Source organism: Pigmentiphaga kullae, assembly GCF_004216695.1.
GTDB lineage: Bacteria > Pseudomonadota > Gammaproteobacteria > Burkholderiales > Burkholderiaceae_B > Pigmentiphaga > Pigmentiphaga kullae.
Genome location: NZ_SGXC01000002.1, coordinates 118183 through 135600 on the forward strand (window position 1 = coordinate 118183; position 17418 = coordinate 135600).

At 69.4% G+C, this 17418-nt stretch carries 12 protein-coding genes; 4 read left to right on the top strand and 8 right to left on the bottom strand.

What is annotated here, in order from left to right; genetic code table 11:
* Nucleotides 1–7: 7 nt before the first annotated feature.
* The 3 genes from EV675_RS14805 to EV675_RS14815 are packed head-to-tail and all read right to left on the bottom strand — an operon-like array spanning nt 8 to nt 5631.
* Nucleotides 8–835, bottom strand: a complete 828-nt coding sequence (locus EV675_RS14805) for a CheR family methyltransferase (RefSeq protein ID WP_130358127.1) — start codon at nt 833–835, stop codon at nt 8–10.
* A 16-nt stretch (nt 836–851) separates the two neighbouring features.
* The gene (locus EV675_RS14810; RefSeq protein WP_130358128.1) at nt 852–4346 is read right to left on the bottom strand and encodes a response regulator; all 3495 of its coding nucleotides are present in this window, start codon (nt 4344–4346) and stop codon (nt 852–854) included.
* Between the two features lie 37 nt (nt 4347–4383).
* On the bottom strand, nt 4384–5631 hold the full coding sequence (locus tag EV675_RS14815; protein ID WP_130358129.1) for a benzoate/H(+) symporter BenE family transporter: 1248 nt from the start codon (nt 5629–5631) through the stop codon (nt 4384–4386).
* 101 nt (nt 5632–5732) lie between these two features.
* On the opposite strand from EV675_RS14815, the gene pdxR reads away from it, so the two are divergent.
* Complete coding sequence (pdxR, locus tag EV675_RS14820; RefSeq protein WP_130358130.1) at nt 5733–7211, top strand: MocR-like pyridoxine biosynthesis transcription factor PdxR; 1479 nt, start codon at nt 5733–5735, stop codon at nt 7209–7211.
* A 67-nt stretch (nt 7212–7278) separates the two neighbouring features.
* Here the strand turns inward: pdxR and EV675_RS14825 are convergent, their stop codons facing one another.
* On the bottom strand, nt 7279–10314 hold the full coding sequence (locus EV675_RS14825) for an Rne/Rng family ribonuclease (RefSeq protein ID WP_130358131.1): 3036 nt from the start codon (nt 10312–10314) through the stop codon (nt 7279–7281).
* A 707-nt stretch (nt 10315–11021) separates the two neighbouring features.
* On the opposite strand from EV675_RS14825, the gene EV675_RS14830 reads away from it, so the two are divergent.
* From EV675_RS14830 to sppA, 3 genes are all read left to right on the top strand, one after another.
* Nucleotides 11022–12017 (top strand): RluA family pseudouridine synthase, encoded by a 996-nt coding sequence (locus EV675_RS14830; protein ID WP_130358132.1) that lies wholly within the window; start codon nt 11022–11024, stop codon nt 12015–12017.
* Complete coding sequence (locus tag EV675_RS14835; protein ID WP_130358133.1) at nt 12014–12694, top strand: HAD-IA family hydrolase; 681 nt, start codon at nt 12014–12016, stop codon at nt 12692–12694. The genes EV675_RS14830 and EV675_RS14835 overlap by 4 nt, the downstream gene beginning before the upstream one ends.
* 100 nt (nt 12695–12794) lie before the next feature.
* Nucleotides 12795–13790: a signal peptide peptidase SppA gene (gene sppA / locus EV675_RS14840; protein ID WP_130358134.1), complete on the top strand. Its 996-nt coding sequence runs from the start codon at nt 12795–12797 to the stop codon at nt 13788–13790.
* A 39-nt stretch (nt 13791–13829) separates the two neighbouring features.
* Here sppA and EV675_RS14845 read toward each other — a convergent pair whose 3' ends face one another.
* Genes EV675_RS14845 through EV675_RS14860 form a run of 4 tightly spaced genes read right to left on the bottom strand, consistent with a single transcriptional unit; the run spans nt 13830 to nt 17300 of the window.
* A complete protein-coding gene (locus EV675_RS14845) occupies nt 13830–14609 on the bottom strand; it encodes an ABC transporter ATP-binding protein (protein ID WP_130358135.1) in 780 nt (259 codons plus the stop codon).
* On the bottom strand, nt 14610–15407 hold the full coding sequence (locus tag EV675_RS14850) for an ABC transporter permease (RefSeq protein WP_130358136.1): 798 nt from the start codon (nt 15405–15407) through the stop codon (nt 14610–14612).
* Complete coding sequence (locus EV675_RS14855; protein ID WP_130358137.1) at nt 15400–16230, bottom strand: ABC transporter permease; 831 nt, start codon at nt 16228–16230, stop codon at nt 15400–15402. Before EV675_RS14855 ends, EV675_RS14850 begins: the two co-directional genes overlap by 8 nt.
* A gap of 14 nt (nt 16231–16244) precedes the next feature.
* The gene (locus EV675_RS14860; protein WP_130358138.1) at nt 16245–17300 is read right to left on the bottom strand and encodes an ABC transporter substrate-binding protein; all 1056 of its coding nucleotides are present in this window, start codon (nt 17298–17300) and stop codon (nt 16245–16247) included.
* Nucleotides 17301–17418: the final 118 nt, after the last annotated feature.

Consider the following 17418-nt stretch of genomic DNA (forward strand, 5'->3'; position numbering starts at 1 on the left):
GCCTCCGTCAGGTTGCCCGCACCGACCGGAATATCCGCGCCGGGCCGTCCACCGTGGCGAAGCTGGAGGCGGCCGAGGCCAGCGCGAGGTTTTCCTTGGTGCCCAGGCACAGGAAGCCGCCGCGCACCAGGCTGTCGGCGAACAGGGCCAGCGTGCGGTCCTGCAAGGCGTTGTTGAAGTAGATCAGCACGTTGCGGCACAGGATCAGGTGGGCTTCGCAGAACACGCCGTCGATGGCCAGGTTGTGGTTGGCGAACACCACGTTGCGGCACAGCGATTCGTCCAGCTTCACCAGGTCGTAGCGCGCATGATAGTAGTCGGCCAGCGTGCGGGTGCCGCCCGCCTGCTGGTAGCGCAGCGAGGCCGCACGCGCCTCGCGCACGGGGAAGATGCCCTCCCGGGCACGCGCCAGCGCGGCGTCGGAGAAATCGGTGGCATAGATCTGGCTGCGGTCGTACAGCCCGGCTTCCTCGAGCAGGATGGCGAGCGAATAGACTTCCTCGCCATGGGCGCACCCCGCCTGCCAGATGTTGATACTGGGATACGAGGCCAGGGTCGGGAACACCTTGGTGCGCAGCGCCTCGAACACGAAGGGGTCGCGGAACATTTCAGAGACCGGCACCGACAGCCCGTCGATCACCTGGGGCATGAAGGAGGCATCGCGCAGCATGCGCGAGGTGAGCTCGCCGATGTGCGCGAGGCCGTGCTGGCGGACCAGCCCCTGCACGCGCCGCTTGAGCGAGGGGCGCGCGTACTGGCTCAGGTCGTAGCCGTGGCGCCGCCGCAGGGCTTCGACGAACAGGTCCAGCTCGATTTCGTCCAGGTCGGGTTCCATGGCGTTCCAGGCGGGCCTAGCGGTGCAGCCATACTCGCATCATAGACAGCAGCTTGGGAATGTCCACCGGTTTCGGCAGGTAGTCGTTGGCGCCCGAGGCCAGGCTTTTCTCGCGGTCGCCCTGCATGGCCTTGGCTGTCAGCGAGATGATGGGCAGGTGCGCGTGGCGCGGGTTCTTGCGGATCTCCTGCGTGGCCTCGTAGCCGTCCATGACCGGCATCATGACGTCCATCAGGACCAGTTCGATGTCGGGGTTCTCTTCCAACTGCCGCAGGGCCTTGCTGCCGTCCTGCGCCATCAGGACTTCCATGCCGCGGCCGCGCAGCGCCTTGGACAGGGCGAACAGGTTGCGCATGTCGTCGTCCACCATCAGGACCTTGCGGCCGTGCAGGTCGTCGTCGCTGCCCGAGGCCGGCGCCGCGGGCCGCAGCCGCACGCTGTGCAGGAACAGGCTGACTTCGTCCAGCAGCCGTTCCGACGAATGCGCGCCCTTGATCACCACGCTGTCGGTGTGCGAGCGTATCCGCAGCTGGTCTTCGCGCGACAGTTCGCGCGCGGAATACACCACGACCGGCGGGCGCGGTTCGACGGCGGACAGCCGTTCAAGGAAGTCGAAGCCGGAGATGCCGGGCAGGCCCAGGTCCAGCACGACGCAGTCGAAGGTCTCGCCGCGCAGCAAGGCCAGCGCTTCCTCGGCCGAGCCGGCCTCCGAGATCTCGACGGGCTGGGACGACAGCAGGGTCCGCACCGAGGTGCGGGAGGCCGGATCGTCGTCGATGATCAGCAGCCGCCGGGCCTGGCCTTCGGCCGGCAGCATCAGGCGGTCGATGGCGCCGTTGAGCGCGTCGGCCGACACCGGCTTGGTCAGGTAGCCGGCGGCGCCGGAGTCCCGCGTGCGCGCCGGTTCGTCCAGCGCCGAAACGATGTGCACGGGGACGTGGCGCAGGCCGGGCTCGGCCTTGAGCCGTTCCAGGACGGTCCAGCCGTCCATGTCGGGCAGCATCAGGTCCAGGATGATGCCGGTGGGATGATGCTGGCGGGCCAGTTGCAGGCCGGCTTCGCCGCCATGGGCCACCAGGGCCGAGCAGCCCTTGCGCCGGATCATGTCGGCCAGGACGCGCGCGAAGGCCGGATCGTCCTCGATGACGAGGATGGTGGTGTCGCGGTGGGCCGCCGGATCGGCAAGCGGCGTGTCCGGCAGCGTCGTCGTGGCATTGCTGGCCGCCGGGGCGGCCTCGACCGGGGGCGCCGGTTCGGCCGCGCCGGGCTGGAGTTGCGGCAGCACCACCGTGAAGACGCTGCCCTGCCCGGGTTCGCTGCGCAACTGGATGTCGCCATGGTGCAGGCGCGCGAGACGCCGCGAAATCGCCAACCCCAGGCCCGTTCCGCCGAACTGGCGGCTGGTGCCGGCGTCGAGCTGTTCGAAGGCGCCGAAGACCTGCGTGAATTTCTCGGGCGGGATGCCGATGCCGGTGTCGTGCACCTCGATCGAGACGGAGCGGCCGGCCGGAAAGCCGGGAAGGTCGGCGGCGGGGCGCCGCAGCACCAGCCGGACCTCGCCCGACTGGGTGAACTTGAAGGCGTTGCCCAGCAGATTGGTCACGATCTGTTCGAGCTTGCCGCCGTCGGCCTGCACCGCGGGGGGCAGCGTATCGCCGATCTCGACGGCGAAGCGCAGGCCCTTGTCGCGCGCCACGTGGTCGAACTGTCGCTTGAGCCGGGCGGCGAAGCCGCGCAGGTCGACCGGTTCGAGCGACAGTTCCATCTTCCCCGCCTCGATCTTGGACAGGTCCAGGATGTCGTTGATGAGGCGCAGCAGGTTGGTCCCGCCTTCGTGGATGATGCGGGCCGATTCGATCTGGTCCTCGTTCAGGTTGCCTTCGCGGTTCTCGGCCAGGTCGTTGGACAGGATCAGCAGGCTGTTGAGCGGCGTGCGCAGCTCGTGCGACATGTTGGCCAGGAAGTCGGACTTGTACTGGCTGGCGCGGGCCAGCGCGTCTGCCTTGTCGGCCGTTTCCCGCTGCAGGGCCTCCAGCAGCGTCTTCTGCTGGTTGAGGATTTCCGACTGCTGGCGCAATTCCTCGTTCGAGGCCTGCAGTTCCTCCTGCTGCGTGCGCAGCTCCTCCTCGGAAGTGCGCAGTTCGGCGGCCTGGCTTTGCGTGCGTTCCAGCAGCTCCCGGGTATGCACCGAGCGCGTGATGTTCTCCAGCGACAAGGCCACCACGGGCAACAGGGTTTCCAGCAGGCGATGGCGGCGGGCATCCAGGGGCCCCATCAGGCCGAGTTCGATGACGGCCAGGACGTGTTCCATCGACAGGACGGGAATCAGCATCAGGCGGGGAGGCACGGCTTCGCCCAGTCCGGACCGCATGCGCAGGTAGTGGCCGGGCACGGCGTCGAGCTCGATGACCCGGGCCTCGCGGGCGCACTGGCCGACCAGGCCTTCTCCCATCCTGAATGGCTGGGGCCCATTCGCGGCATCGGGCTGGTAGCCGTAGTGTCCGACCGGATGCAGCATGTCGTCCTCGCCGCGCAGGTGGAACAGCGCCACGCCCGCGCCCAGTTCGGGGCTGAGCTGCGACAGCAGCGCCTGCGCGAATTCGGTGTGCGAGGAGGCGCGCTGCAGGCGGTCGGCGACCGTTCCCACGCAGTGGCCCACCCAGTTCTGGTCCGAGATGTCGATGGCCATCTGCTTGAATTCGGTCAAGGCCCTGGAGATGGTGCCGATCTCGTCGCGCCGGTCGAGCTGGGGCGTCTCGACGGCATGGTCGTGCCGCGCCAGCCGCTCCATGAGCCCGCTCATCAGGCGCAAGGGCTGTGTCACGAGCGTCGCCGACAGCCGCAGGGCCGCCACGCCGCACAGCGCCGCCAGCAGGAGCGTGCCCCAGAGCAGCCACTCGCGTTGCGATTCGGACCGCTGCAGGGCGTGTTCGCGTTCTTCCAGCTGCCGGCGTGCATAGGCGCCGAAGCCGTCCAGTTCCGTGACGATGGCGGGCGTGGTGACCGGCGCGCGCGCGGTGAGCTGCGGCAGGAGCCGCTCGCGCCGGGAGGCGGCGTCGGCGGGAGCTTCCTTGGCCAGCTGCCGCAGTTCAGTCAGGACCTGCTGTTCGACGTTGCTGCGCCACGTGGCGTCCAGGTTGCGGACGTTGTCCAGGCGAGTGCCTTGCGTGGCGTCGTCATGGATCTGCTGCTCGAGATGGTCGAGGTGCTGCGAGATCGCGGCGTTGGCGGCATCCAGCGTCCTGGTGTCGGGTTCGCTCGAACTGAGCAGCAACTGCCGCAGTTCGGACTGCCGCTGGTACAGCACGCGGTTGGTCTGCTCGACCTCGCGCAGCAGGTTGACCGTGGTGCTGAACGCGGCCCGGTTCTGCTTTTCCTGCTCCAGGACCAGCGACGTGCCGATGCTGGAGACGATGAACAGGGTCAGCAGCGAGCCCACCAGCAGGGATACCTTGCCGGTCAGCGGGATGTTCCCCAGCCATGAGTTCTCGAGGGTCTTCTTGCTGAGCATGGAGGGGATATCCCGTAGGGCAGGCCAAGCCGCCATTCTAGGCGTTGCGGCCGGAACCGGGCAGCTTTGTGGTGATTTTGCGGCACCGCCAGGGCACGCGTCCGTTTAGTGCGCCGTGGGCCAGCAGCCCGACCAGCAGCCCCCAAAACGCGCCGCCTATGCCGAACATCGTGATATTGGCGGCGGATGCCAGGAAGGTGATCAGCGAAGCCTCGCGCGTCCTGGGCTCGGCCAGGGCGGCGGCCAGGCTGCCGCCTATGGTGCCCAGCAGCGCCAGGCCCGCCAGCGTGGTGATGAAGGTGGCGGGGAAGGCCATGAAGACGGCGGCCAGCGTCACGCCGAACACGCCGACGAGGATGTAGAACACGCCAGCCGCGATCCCGGCGACCCAGCGCCTGGACGGGTCTTCGTGCGCTTCCCGGCCGGTGCAGATCGCCGCCGTGATCGCGGCGATGTTGACGGCGTGCGAGCCGAACGGTGCCATCAGCAGCGATCCCAGCCCGGTGGCCGTCACGACGGGGTTGGCGCTGGTCTTGAAGCCGTCGTTGCGCAGCACGAGCATGCCGGGCATGTATTGGCCGGTCAGTGTGATCAGGAACAGCGGCAGCGCGACGCTCAGCAGGGCGTTCAGCGAGAACGCCGGCATCGTCGGGACGGGGGCCGCCAATGTCAACGCCAGTCCGGACAGGTCGACGCGGCCCTGCGCGAGCAGGAACGCCAGCCCCAGCACGAGAATGCCCACCACGGCGTAGCGAGCTGTGTAGCGCTTGAGCGCCACGTAGGCGACGATCAGCAGCGCGGCCAGCCACGGGTCGACACTCAGCCCCCCGAATGCCTGGATGCCGAACTGCAGCAGGATGCCCGCCAGCAGTCCGGCCGCCACGCCGGGCGGGATCAGCCGTATCACCTTTTCGAAGCAGCCGGACACGCCCAGCACGACGAAGGTGGCGGCCGATATCAGGTAGGCGCCCACTGCTTCCGCGTAAGGCGTGGTGGCCAGGGCCGTGACGAGAAAGGCGGCGGCCGGCGTGGACCAGGCGGTGATGATGGGCTCGCGGTACATCCAGCTCAAGAGGCAACCCGTCACTCCGACGCCGATCGATACCGACCATACCCAGGAGGCGGTCAGCTCCGGGCTCAGGCCGGCGGCACGGGCCGCCTGGAACACCAGGATGAAGGTGCCGCCATAGTTGACGATGACCGAGATCAGGCCGGCCACGATGGGATGGAGGAGGTCGCTCCAGCGCAGGGACGAAGCGGGGCGGGTGGAGGGCAGGGCCGGCATGGGATTCCTGAAGGCTAGGGTTGGGCCGATACGGCAAGTTTTTTTATAGCCTTAGAATGGTTGGTTGTTCCCCGCCATTTTTTGGTACAGGTGCCGGCCAATTGTTCAAGCATGCCCAGCTCGAATCCGTGAAGGCCTGGATCGGCGATCCCGCGCACGCCGCCTTGCCCCTGCATGCGCGCATCCACCGCGCGGTCCGGCAACTAGTCCTGGACGGCACGCTCGAGGCGGGCCGGCCCTTGCCGGCATCGCGCGCCCTGGCACGCTCGCTGGGCGTGTCCCGCGACACGGTCGAGGCGGCCTATGGCCAGTTGCACGTGGAAGGCTTCATCGACCGGCGGGTGGGCAGCGGCAGCTTCGTGTCGGAACGGGCGCAGCGCGGGCCGCGGCGCGCCGCGCCGCGCGCGGGCGCCCCGCGGGAGGTCTTGCGCCTGAGCCGGCGCGGCGGCGCCATGTTCGAAGGCGGCGGCGTGCGCGATTTCCTGGTCACCCGCCCGTTCGCGCCCGGCGTACCGGAGACGCGCGGTTTCCCGCTGCAGACCTGGGAGCGGCTGGGGCGGCAGGTGTTGAAGGAGCACGGTCCCGAGGTGCTGCGGCACAGCCCGCCGCAGGGCATGGAGCAGTTGCGCCGGGCCATCGCGGACTATGTCAACCTGGAGCGCGGCGCGCGGGCCACGGCCGAGCGGGTGCTGGTACTGACCAGTTCCCAGCAGGCGCTGACCTTGTGCGCCAACGTGCTGCTCGATCCGGGCGACCGGATCTTCATCGAGGATCCCGTCTACCATGGGGCGCGCAAGGCCTTCGAGGCGGCCGGCCTGGCATGCGCGCCGGTCCCCCTGGATGCCGACGGCATGCGGGTGGACCTGTTGTGCGAGGCGCCGCAGGCCGCCCGGGCCGTGTTCCTCACGCCATCGCATCAATTCCCGACGGGGACGACGCTGGCGCTGGACCGCCGGCTGGCCGTCATCGAATGGGCCAGGCGGCAGCGGGCCTGGATCATCGAGGACGACTACGACAGCGAGTTCCATTACGCCGGCCGCCCCACGGCCTGCGTCCAGGGGCTCGATCCGCACGAGCGGACGATCTATATCGGCACCTTCACCAAGTCTCTGTTTCCCGGGCTGCGCATCGGCTACATGATCCTGCCGCCGCCGCTCGTGGCGCCGATGACGGTGGCGCGCACCTTGCTGGACGGCCATAGCGCGCCGCTGCCGCAGCTCACGTTGGCGCGCTTCATCGAGGGCGGGCATTTCGGCGCGCATGTGCGCACCATGCGCGCCGTCTATGCCGAGCGGCGCGACGTGCTGGCGCGACTGGTGCGCAGGCACCTGGCCGAGTTCGTCGAGCCGCTGGTACCGGCGGGAGGCATGCAGATGCCGTGTGTCTTCGTCCGCGACCTGCCCGAGCGGGCAGTGGTGGACGCGGCGCGGCGGGCCGAGATCGACCTGCTCGGCCTGACGGCGCTGCACGCATCGGACAGGCATGAGGCCGGCTTCCTGATGGGGTTCGCCGCCTATGCGCCGAACGAGCTGGGCGCCGCGGTCAGGAAGCTTGCGCAGGTACTGCGTTCCCTGGCCTGAGGCCGGGTTCAAGGCAAAAAAAATGCCGCACGCGAACGTGCGGCATCGGGACGGCCCGGCTGCGTGATCAGTGACGCAGGTCGGGACGGGTTTCCACCTGCACCAGCGCCTCGGACGTCACCTGCGCGCGGATGCGCGGCTCGCGGCCCAGGCGGACCGGCGCGGCGGCCGGCGCGGTCTGGCGGGAGGCGGCCAGCTTGGCGCTGTCCGTTTCCACCCACTGCATGCCGGCCTGCTCGACCACGCGCACGAGTTCGTCGTGCGACGCGGCGGCCTGCGGCACCACGATCTGGGCCGGCGTATCCAGGATGGAGGCCGTTTGCGGGGCCGGGGCTGGGGCCACGGGCGCGGGCACGTCGGCCTGGGCTTGCACGGCAACCGGTTCGGGCTGCGCGGCGGGTTCCTCGGCCTGGGGGGCGGGTGCGCTCTCGGCCTCGACCGGCAGGACCGGTTCGACCGGGACCGCGGCGGCCTGCTGGACGGGGGCCTCGGCGACAACGGCGGCGGGCGCGGGTTCCTCGGCCGGCTGCGGGATGGCCACGGGGGCGGGTTCCTCGGCCTGGGGGGCGGCTTGCGGCGCCGGCTGGGCTTCCTGGACGGGCTCGGCCGGCACGTGCACGACTTCCGCCACCACGGGGGCCGGCGTGTCGATCGGCAGGGCCTCCGCCGTGATCAGGATGGGCTCGGACACCACGGCCAGCGGCTCGGCCGGGGCGGACGCCGGAACGCCGTCCTCGTCGTCGGCCGACTCGTCGTCCTGCAGGCCATCTTCGCCCAGGGCCGCTCCGCCTTCGCCCTGACGGCGGCCACGGCGGCCGCGACGGCGGCGGCGCTTGCGTTCCGGTTCGCCATCGGCGCCATCGGCGGCGGCGAGCTGTTCTTCTTCCTGGACCCCTTGCGGCTCGGCGCCCACCGGCACTTCCGGCACGACGGGAGCTGCGGGAGCGGCGACAGGCGCGAGTGCCTCGCCGGCCACGACGGCAGCGGCGGCAACGGTCGAACCGGCGGCTTCATCGGCCGGCAGGTCTTCGCGGCGTCCTCCGCGGCGGCCGCGGCGGTTGCGGTTGCGGGTGTCGCCCGACTGCTGCTCGGCATCGTCGGCGACAGGCGCGGCGGCGACGGGGCGCTGCTGCTCTTCCTGCCTGGGCGCGCGGGCGCGGTCGTCGCGGCGGCCGTCGCGGCGCTGGCCGCGCGAATCGCGGGCTTCCCTGCGGCCTTCCTCGCCGTCCTGGCGCTCGCGGTCATCGGGGCGCGCCTCGCGATTGTCGCGGCGGCCGCGGTTGTTGCCGCCCTGGGCGGTGCGGCGGCGGTTGCGATGGGCGTCGCGTTCCTCGCGCGATTCTTCCTTGCGCGGGCGGGCGGCCGGCTCGGCCGGCTGGGCGGGGCTGCCCTTGAGCCAGCCGAACAGGCGCGACACCAGGGCGGAGAAGCCGCCGGCGGCCGGTGCCGCGGCGGGCTGGGCCTTGGCGCTGGGCGCGGGCGTGGACGAGACGGGGGCCGGCTGGGCGGGGGTGATGCCCTTGACGATGGCCTCGGGACGGGCCTTGACCTCGTGTTCCTGCGCGGAATAGGCGAGGTTGGTCTCGGGGGCCTCGGCCAGCTCGAAGCTTGCCTTGGCGCTTTCCAGCCTGGGATCGTCGTGCCGCAGGCGCTCGATGCGATGGTGCGGCGTTTCCAGGTGCTTGTTGGGGATGAGGATGACGTTGACCTTCGAGCGCGCCTCCATCTTGGCGATGTCGGTGCGCTTTTCGTTCAGCAGGAAGGTAGCCACTTCCACCGGCACCTGTGCGTGCACGGCGGCGGTGTTTTCCTTCATGGACTCTTCCTGGATCAGGCGCAGCACCTGCAGCGCGCTGGACTCGGTGTCGCGGATGACGCCGGTGCCGTTGCAGCGCGGGCAGGTGATGTGCGAGCCCTCGTTCAGCGCCGGGCGCAGCCGCTGGCGCGACAGCTCCATCAGGCCGAAGCGGGAGATCTTGCCCATCTGCACGCGGGCGCGGTCGAAATGGAGGGCTTCGCGCAGGCGCTGCTCGACGGCGCGCTGGTTCTTGCCGTCTTCCATGTCGATGAAGTCGATGACGATCAGGCCGCCCAGGTCGCGCAGGCGCAACTGGCGGGCCACTTCGTCGGCCGCTTCCAGGTTGGTGCGCAGCGCGGTTTCCTCGATGTCGCTGCCCTTGGTGGCGCGGGCCGAGTTGACGTCCACCGCGACCAGGGCCTCGGTGTGGTCGATCACCACCGCGCCGCCCGAGGGCAGGGGCACCGTGCGGGCGTAGGCGGTCTCGATCTGGTGTTCGATCTGGAAGCGCGAGAACAGGGGCACGTCGTCGCGGTAGCGTTTCACCCGCTGGACGTTGTCCGGCATGACCACGCTCATGAAGGCGCAGGCCTGGTCGGCGATGTCGTCGGTGTCGATCAGGATCTCGCCGATGTCGGGCGAGAAGTAATCGCGGATGGCCCGGATGACCAGGCTCGATTCCAGGTAGATCAGGATGGGGCCGGCGTTCTCGCGGGCGGCGCCGTCGATGGCCGTCCAGAGCTGCATCAGGTAGGACAGGTCCCACTGCAGTTCTTCGACGTTGCGGCCGATGCCCGCGGTGCGGGCGATGATGCTCATGCCCTGCGGAACCTGGAGCTGCTCCATGGTTTCACGCAGTTCCTGGCGGTCTTCGCCCTCGACGCGGCGCGACACGCCGCCGCCGCGGGGGTTGTTGGGCATCAGCACCAGATAGCGGCCGGCCAGCGAGATGAACGTGGTCAGGGCCGCGCCCTTGTTGCCGCGCTCTTCCTTCTCGACCTGGACGATGAGTTCCTGGCCTTCGCGCAGCACGTCCTGGATGCGGGCGCTGCGGACGTCCACGCCTTCCTTGAAGTAGGTGCGGGCGATTTCCTTGAAGGGAAGGAAACCGTGGCGTTCCTCGCCATAGTTGACGAAGCAGGCTTCCAGGCTGGGTTCGATGCGGGTGACGACGCCCTTGTAGATGTTGCCTTTGCGTTGTTCGCGGCCGGCGGTTTCGATGTCGAGGTCGATGAGCTTCTGCCCGTCGACGATGGCAACGCGCAGTTCTTCCTGGTGCGTTGCGTTGAACAGCATGCGCTTCATGTATGAAGGTCTCCGTGGTCGTGCGCGCCGAAAAACCGGCGCGCAGCCTCGGGCCGTCGGGAAGATGCGCGGTGCGCGGAGCGAGTGGAGGAAACCGGTGCGCGAAAAGCCGCACCCCGCGGACTCAGGTCACGATGACCGGCCGGGTGGGAATGCGCAAGGTCGGGAAAGAGCGCAGGCACCGTGGATGCCGCGGCCACCGCCCACTGACCGCGGTTTGCGGTGGGGGCGACGGACGGTTGCGGTATCGAAAGCAGTGGTATTCACGGTATTTGCGAGCCAGACAGACTCGCCTCTTGGGCGAGCCTTTGCGTATACGACGACGGTTTCTTTGTACTTGCGTCCGCGGGCGCATATCCGTCGTCGCGCGGTTGGGCTTCGGGTTCGAAGCCATTGCGGCGCGGCGAGCGGGCGACCATGACGGCCCGGAAGAATCCGGCGGGCGGGACGGGTACAATTCCGGCACACTTTGCGACCTGTCCTGACCCGGCGGCGTGCTGCAAAGGCTGCACGGCTTGCCGCGAAACATTCAGCGGCAGGCGGCAGCCCGATAGGGAACGCGGCCTGGATACGGAAAGGTCTCGCGCACATCTGGCGGAAACGCCGCATAAAAGCGCGTCTCGACGCCGGAAGCGCGGTTCAGGGACACAACGTGTACGTCAACCCTGTGCTCCAACCCGCCTGATTCGATCAGGCTTCAGGATTATATGTCGCTACCATTGTTGCGCAAAGCGAAATCCACGCCTGGCCAGGGCCGCCCGGCCAGAAACCCCGAACCGGCGGCGGCTCCCGCCGTGCGCCTGGTCGAAGTGGACGAGGCGCACGACGGCCAGCGGCTGGACAATTTCCTGCTGCGGCTGTGCAAGGGCGTGCCCAAGAGCCACCTGTACAAGGCCATCCGGGGCGGCCAGGTCCGGGTCAACCGGGGGCGGGTGCCGGTGGACCACCGGATCGCCGCCGGCGACCTGGTGCGGGTGCCGCCGTTCCGGCTGCCCGAGGCGCCGGTGCGCTTCGTGCCCCCCGGCGAATTCCCCATCGTGTTCGAGGACGACGCGCTGCTGGCGATCGACAAGCCGGCGGGCGTGGCGGTGCATGGCGGCAGCGGCGTCGATTTCGGCGTCATCGAGCAGTTGCGGCGGGCGCGACCCGAGGCGCGCTTCCTGGAACTGGTGCACCGGCTCGACCGTGACACCTCGGGGCTGCTGCTGGTGGCAAAGAAGCGCAGCGCCCTGGTCGGCCTGCACGAATCGCTGCGCAACGGGCTGTGGAACAAGCATTACCTGGTGCTGGTCGCGGGCGACTGGGTCAACGACCGCCAGCACGTGCGCAAGCCGCTCACCAAGTGGTCCACCCAGTCGGGCGAGCGCCGCGTGAAGGTCGATCCCGACGGTCAGCCGGCCCACACCATTTTCACCCTGAAGCGGCGCTACGGCCTGTATTCCCTGCTGGACGCCGAACTCAAGACCGGCCGCACCCACCAGATCCGGGTGCACGTGACCAGTTGCGGGTTTCCCATCGTGGGCGACGACAAGTACGGCGACGACCACGCCAACGCGGCGGCGGCCGGGCGCGGGTTCCGCAGGATGTTCCTGCACGCCCATACCCTGGCCGTCCCGCACCCGCTGACCGGCGAGTCCCTGGCGCTGGAGGCCCACCTGCCCGAAGATTGCGTCAAATTCCTACAGCAACTGGAACATCCATGACTTCACCCCTCCCGGGCTATTCGCTGATCGTGTTCGACTGGGACGGCACCCTGATGGACTCGACGCCGACCATCATCGCCGCCATCCAGTCCGCCTGTCGCGACCTCGGGCTGCCGGTGCCGCCCGACGAGGCGGCCGCCTGGGTCATCGGCCTGAGCCTGCAGGATGCGCTGATGGCCGCCGTTCCCACGCTGGCGCAAGACCAGGTCCAGGCCTTCGTCGCGCGCTACCGCTTCCACTACCTGACTCGCGATCCGCAACTGCGCCTTTTCGCCGGCGCCGAGCAGATGCTGGCGCGCCTGGCCGCACGCGGCGCGCGCCTGGCGGTGGCCACGGGCAAGAGCCGCGTCGGCCTGGAGCGGGCCCTGGACGCCACCGGCATCCGCCGGTACTTCGACACCACCCGCTGTGCCGACGAGACCTTCTCCAAGCCCAACCCGGCCATGCTGTTCGAGATCATGCGCGAACTGGGCGCCGATCCGGCCTCGGCCGTCATGGTGGGCGACACTTCGCACGACCTGCAGATGGCCCGCAATGCCGGGATCCATGGCGTGGGCGTGACCTACGGGGCGCATGCCGTGGACGAGCTGGCGGGGTGCGCCCCGCAGACGCTGGCCGGCAGCATCGCCGAGCTGGACGACTGGCTGCATGGCCGCATCGCGGCCCGGGCAGCCTAGGGCCCGGCTCCTGTGTCCGCTGTCGCCGCGCCGCGACTTGCCCTATCCTAGCGATTGCCTATCTCGACCTTCGACCTTTCTTTCATAGCGAGCTGTCTTCATGTCCCAGGATGCCTATTCCTCCCCGCCCGATGCTTCGTCCCGCGCCCCGGGGGAATGGGAGCGCGATGTGCTCGAGAAGCTGGTGTTCGCGTCGCTCAAGGAGCAGCGCGCCCGGCGGCGCTGGACCATCTTCTTCCGGCTGCTGATGCTGGCCATCGTGGTCCTGCTGGTACTGGCCGCCACCGGCGTGCTGTTCCGCGGGTCGGGCTCGGGCACGCCCGATCCGCATACCGCGCTGATCGAACTGGACGGGGTCATCGATGCCCAGGGCGAGGCCAGCGCAGACAAGATCAACGCGGCGCTGCAGGCCGCCTTCGATGACGCCAACGCCAAGGGCGTGGTCCTGCGCATCAACAGCCCGGGCGGCAGCCCGGTCCAGGCCGGCATGATCTTCGACGAGATCCGCCGCCTGCGCGCCCAGAACCCGGACAAGCCCGTGTACGCGGTGGTCGAGGAAATCTGCGCCTCCGGCGGCTACTACGTCGCCGCCGCGGCCGACAAGATCTACGTCAACAAGGCCAGCGTGGTCGGCTCCATCGGCGTCATCATGGAAGGCTTCGGCTTCACGGGCCTGATGGACAAGGTAGGGGTCGAACGGCGCCTGGTCGTGTCCGGCGAGAACAAGGCGCTGCTGGATCCGTTCTCGCCCGCCAACCCTGGACAGCAGGCCCATGCGCAGGCGCTGGTGCAGGAAATCTTCCAGCAGTTCGTCGGCGCGGTGCGGGAAGGGCGCGGCGAGCGCCTGCATGAAACGCCGGACATGTTCACCGGGCTGATCTGGACGGGCGCCAAGAGCGTCGAACTGGGCCTGACCGACGAACTGGGCACGGTGGACGGCGTGGCGCGCGACGTCATCCAGGCCGACACGGTGGTGGACTACACGGTGCGCGAGAACTTCGCCGAGCGGGTCGCCAAGCGCGTGGGCGTGTCCTTCGGCGCCGGGCTGGCCAAGGCCGGCCTGGGGGGCGCCGGCGGCTTCTGGCACTGGAAGTAAAGGGCCGCCCCGGCGGTCCGGGCACCCGGCGCGGCGCCCTCAGCGCCGCAGTTGTCCCAGGATGGTGCGCCGGATCTCGCCGAAACGTGGATCGGCGCGATCGCGAGGGCGAGGCAGGTCGACCCGGGTCGCGCCGACGACGCGGCCGGGGCGGGGCGCCATGACCGCGATGGTGTCGCTCAGGTAGACCGCTTCCTCCACGTCGTGGGTCACCACGATCACCGTTACCCGCCGCTGCGACCAGATGCGCAGCAATTCCTCCTGCAGGTGGACGCGCGTCAGCGAATCCAGGGCGCCGAAGGGTTCGTCCATCAGCAGTATTTCCGGTTCCGAGACCAGCGCGCGGGCGATCGCGGCGCGCTGGGCCATGCCGCCCGACAACTGGTGCGGATGGGCCTTGGCGAAGGCGGACAGCCCAACCAGTTCCAGCATCGCCGCCACGCGGCGTTCGCGGTCGCGCGGATCGAGGTCCAGGCTGTCCAGCCCCAGCGCGACGTTGCCGGCGATGTTCAGCCAGGGAAAGAGACGATGGTCCTGGAACACCATGCCGCGTTCGATGCCGGGCCCGGCGATGGGCCGGCCGTCGATCAGGATCTCGCCGTCGAAGGCCGCGTCCAGGCCGGCCACCAGGCGCAGCAGCGTCGACTTGCCGCAGCCGGAGGCGCCCACGATGCTCAGGAATTCGCCGTGCCGCAGGTCCAGGTTGATACGCTCCAGGACCGGCAGCGGCTGGTCGTCCACGGTGTATTGCTTGCCCACGCGGCGCAGAGACAGCGCGTACGAAGCGGGCGGGGCAAGGGAAGGGGAGGAGGTCGTCATTCAGCGGTCCCGCCAGGTGATGATGCGTGAAAAGACATGGCGCGAGGCCCGGTTGCAGGCATAGCCCACCAGTGCCAGCGCGACGACGCCTGCCAGCACCAGGTCCATGCGGAACAGTTCGCGCGCGGCCACCAGGAACGCGCCCAGGCCGCGTCCGACGCCGATCGCATATTCGGCGCCCACGGTGCCTATCCAGGCCGTCAGCAGCGCGATCTCCAGGCCGATCAGGATGGCGGGCAGCGCGGCGGGCAGGACCATCTTCGTCACTCGCCGCCATGGCCGCAGCCTGAGCACGGCCGCGGTTTCCCAGTAGGCGGGGGAGATGGCCCGCACGCCCTGTTCGGTGTTCAGGAAGGCGGGGAAGAAGGCCGACAGCGAGATGAAGACCACCTTGGCGACCTCGCCCGTGCCGAACCACGCGGTCAGCAGCGGAATCCACGCGAACAGCGCGATCTGGCGCAGGCCGTGCAGCGTGGGAGCGATTGCGCGCTGGAGCGGGCGCGACAGCCCCAGGGCCACGCCCAGCGCGACGCCCGCGCAGGCGCCCAACGCGACGCCCGCGGTGGCCCGCGCCAGGCTGGCGGCCAGCGCCGCCCAGACCTGCCGCCCGTCCGGATCCACGAACGGCGACGACAGGACCTGGTGCAGCGGAACCAGCAGCGGGGTGCGCACGAAACCGGTGTCGACCACGGCTAGCCACAGCAGCACCAGGGCGGCGGGCAGGACGGCGCCGCGCCGCACGCGGGGCGCAAGGCGCGAGAGAGCGGCCAGCGGCCCTGACCAGGCGGCGTCAGCCATGGGAGGGCACCTTGCGGTTCAGCGCCTGCTCGATGGCCAGCAGCACGCGATCCAGCGCGAAGCCCGCCAAGCCCACCACGATCATGCCGACGATCACGATATCGGTCTGGAACTGCTTGCGGCCCCACACCATCATGTAGCCGATGCCCTCGGTGGCGGCCAGCATCTCGACCACGATCAGGGCGATGAACGCGTGGCCCAGGCCCAGCCGCACGCCGCTGAAGACCGGGCCCAGGCTGGCGGGCGCGATCACCCGGATGAAGCGGGTCCAGGGCCGCAGGCGCAGCACCCGCGCGGTTTCGAGATGGGCCTTGGGAATGTCGCGTATGCCCTGGGCGGTATTGATGACGATGGGCACGAAGACCGCCTTGGCGATGATCAGGATTTTCAGCGTTTCGGCAATGCCGAAGACCAGGATCAGGATGGGTATCCAGCCGATGGACGGAATGGCGAACAGCGCGCGCAGCAGCGGGTCGAGATAGTCGCGCACGGTGTCCGAGACCCCCAGCGCGATGCCGGTGGCCAGGCCCAGCGCGGCGCCCAGCAGGAAGCCCATGCCGATGCGGTGCAGGCTGACGGCGAAGTTCGCGGCGATGTCGCCGTTCTCCAGCAGTTCCACGAAACTGGTCCATACTAGCTCCGGGGCCGGCAGGATCTGCGGTGCCATCCATGCCTGCGAGGCGGCCAACTGCCAGGCGCACAGCGCCAGGGCCGGCAGCAGCAGGGGCAGCAGCGCGGCGCGCCAGGCCCGCGGCGCACGGGGCCGGGGCGTGGAGACGGGGACGGCGAGCGTGTCCAGGCGGGCGTCGGTATGGGAGCTCATGGCGGTCGCTCCCGTCAGCCTTCCAGCGGCTTGCCGTTGGCGTCACGCCGCGGCCAGGTTCCCTGCAGGCCGAGCTGGTCCAGCGCCTGGTCGACGTACCTGGGCAGGAACCATTGCTGGAGGTCGATGCCCGAGCGTATCAGTTTCTGCTCCTGGCTGAAGGCGACGGCGTCGCGGTACTGGGAGACGAAGAACGCGTCGATGCGAGGATTGAAGATGTCCTTGAGCGCCACCCCCGCGTACTCGTCGCGCAGCGCCTGGTAGGGCACGCCGGAACGGGTCCAGATCTGCAGGGCTTCCTCGCGGTTTTCCTCATGGCCCAGCCACTCCGCCGCGCGCACCAGCCCGCGCACCACGCGCTGCGTGGCCTCGGGATAGCGCTGCTCGAACGACTCGGTGACCGTGATCGCGCCGAAGCCGGCCGCCTTGGGGCCGATGTCGTGCGAGCTGTAGAAGACCTTGGCCAGGCCCTTGTCGCGCAGCGACAGCAGCACGCTCGACCCGATCACCGCGTCCACGCTGCCCGCCGTGAGCGCCGCCAACTGGTCGGCGGTGGCAAGGTCGAGCAGAGTCACGTCCCTGAGGGTCAGGCCGTTTCCTTCCAGGGCCTTCAGGAAGGCCCAGTGCAGCACCGTACCCTTGGCGACGGCCACCCGCCTGCCCTTGAGGTCCTTGAACGACTTGACGGGCAGGTCGGGCCGCGCCACGCCGAAGATGGTGGTGTAGCCGTACGAGGTCACGATGCGCGTGGGCAGCCCGTTGGCGCGGCCGACGATGTTGGGCAGCGAGCCGTATTGGGCGAAATCCAGCCGCTTGTTGGCGATGGCCTCGTTGATGGCCGGCCCCGTGCCGGTGAAGTACTCGAAGCTCAGCTTGACCGGCGTGCCCTTGAATTCATCGGCGATGAACCCCTTGCCCTGCGCGATCGCCAGGACCGCCAGCCCGTAGGGCTTGCCGAATCCCTGTCCGAACCCGCCGAACCGCACCTGCTCGGGCCAGCCCTGCGCCTGCGCGCCCGCCGCCACCAATCCCGACACCACCACCGCCGCCGCATAACGAATGAACCGCATATTCCTACCCTTTTAAAAGACAATGTTCTTAGTTGCCAGGGCGCCGCGGATCCGGCTCCGCCGGTCCGCCGGCGCCGCCCCACGGGGCCCGGTGCCGGGCCGCCCCAAGGCGGGCCCC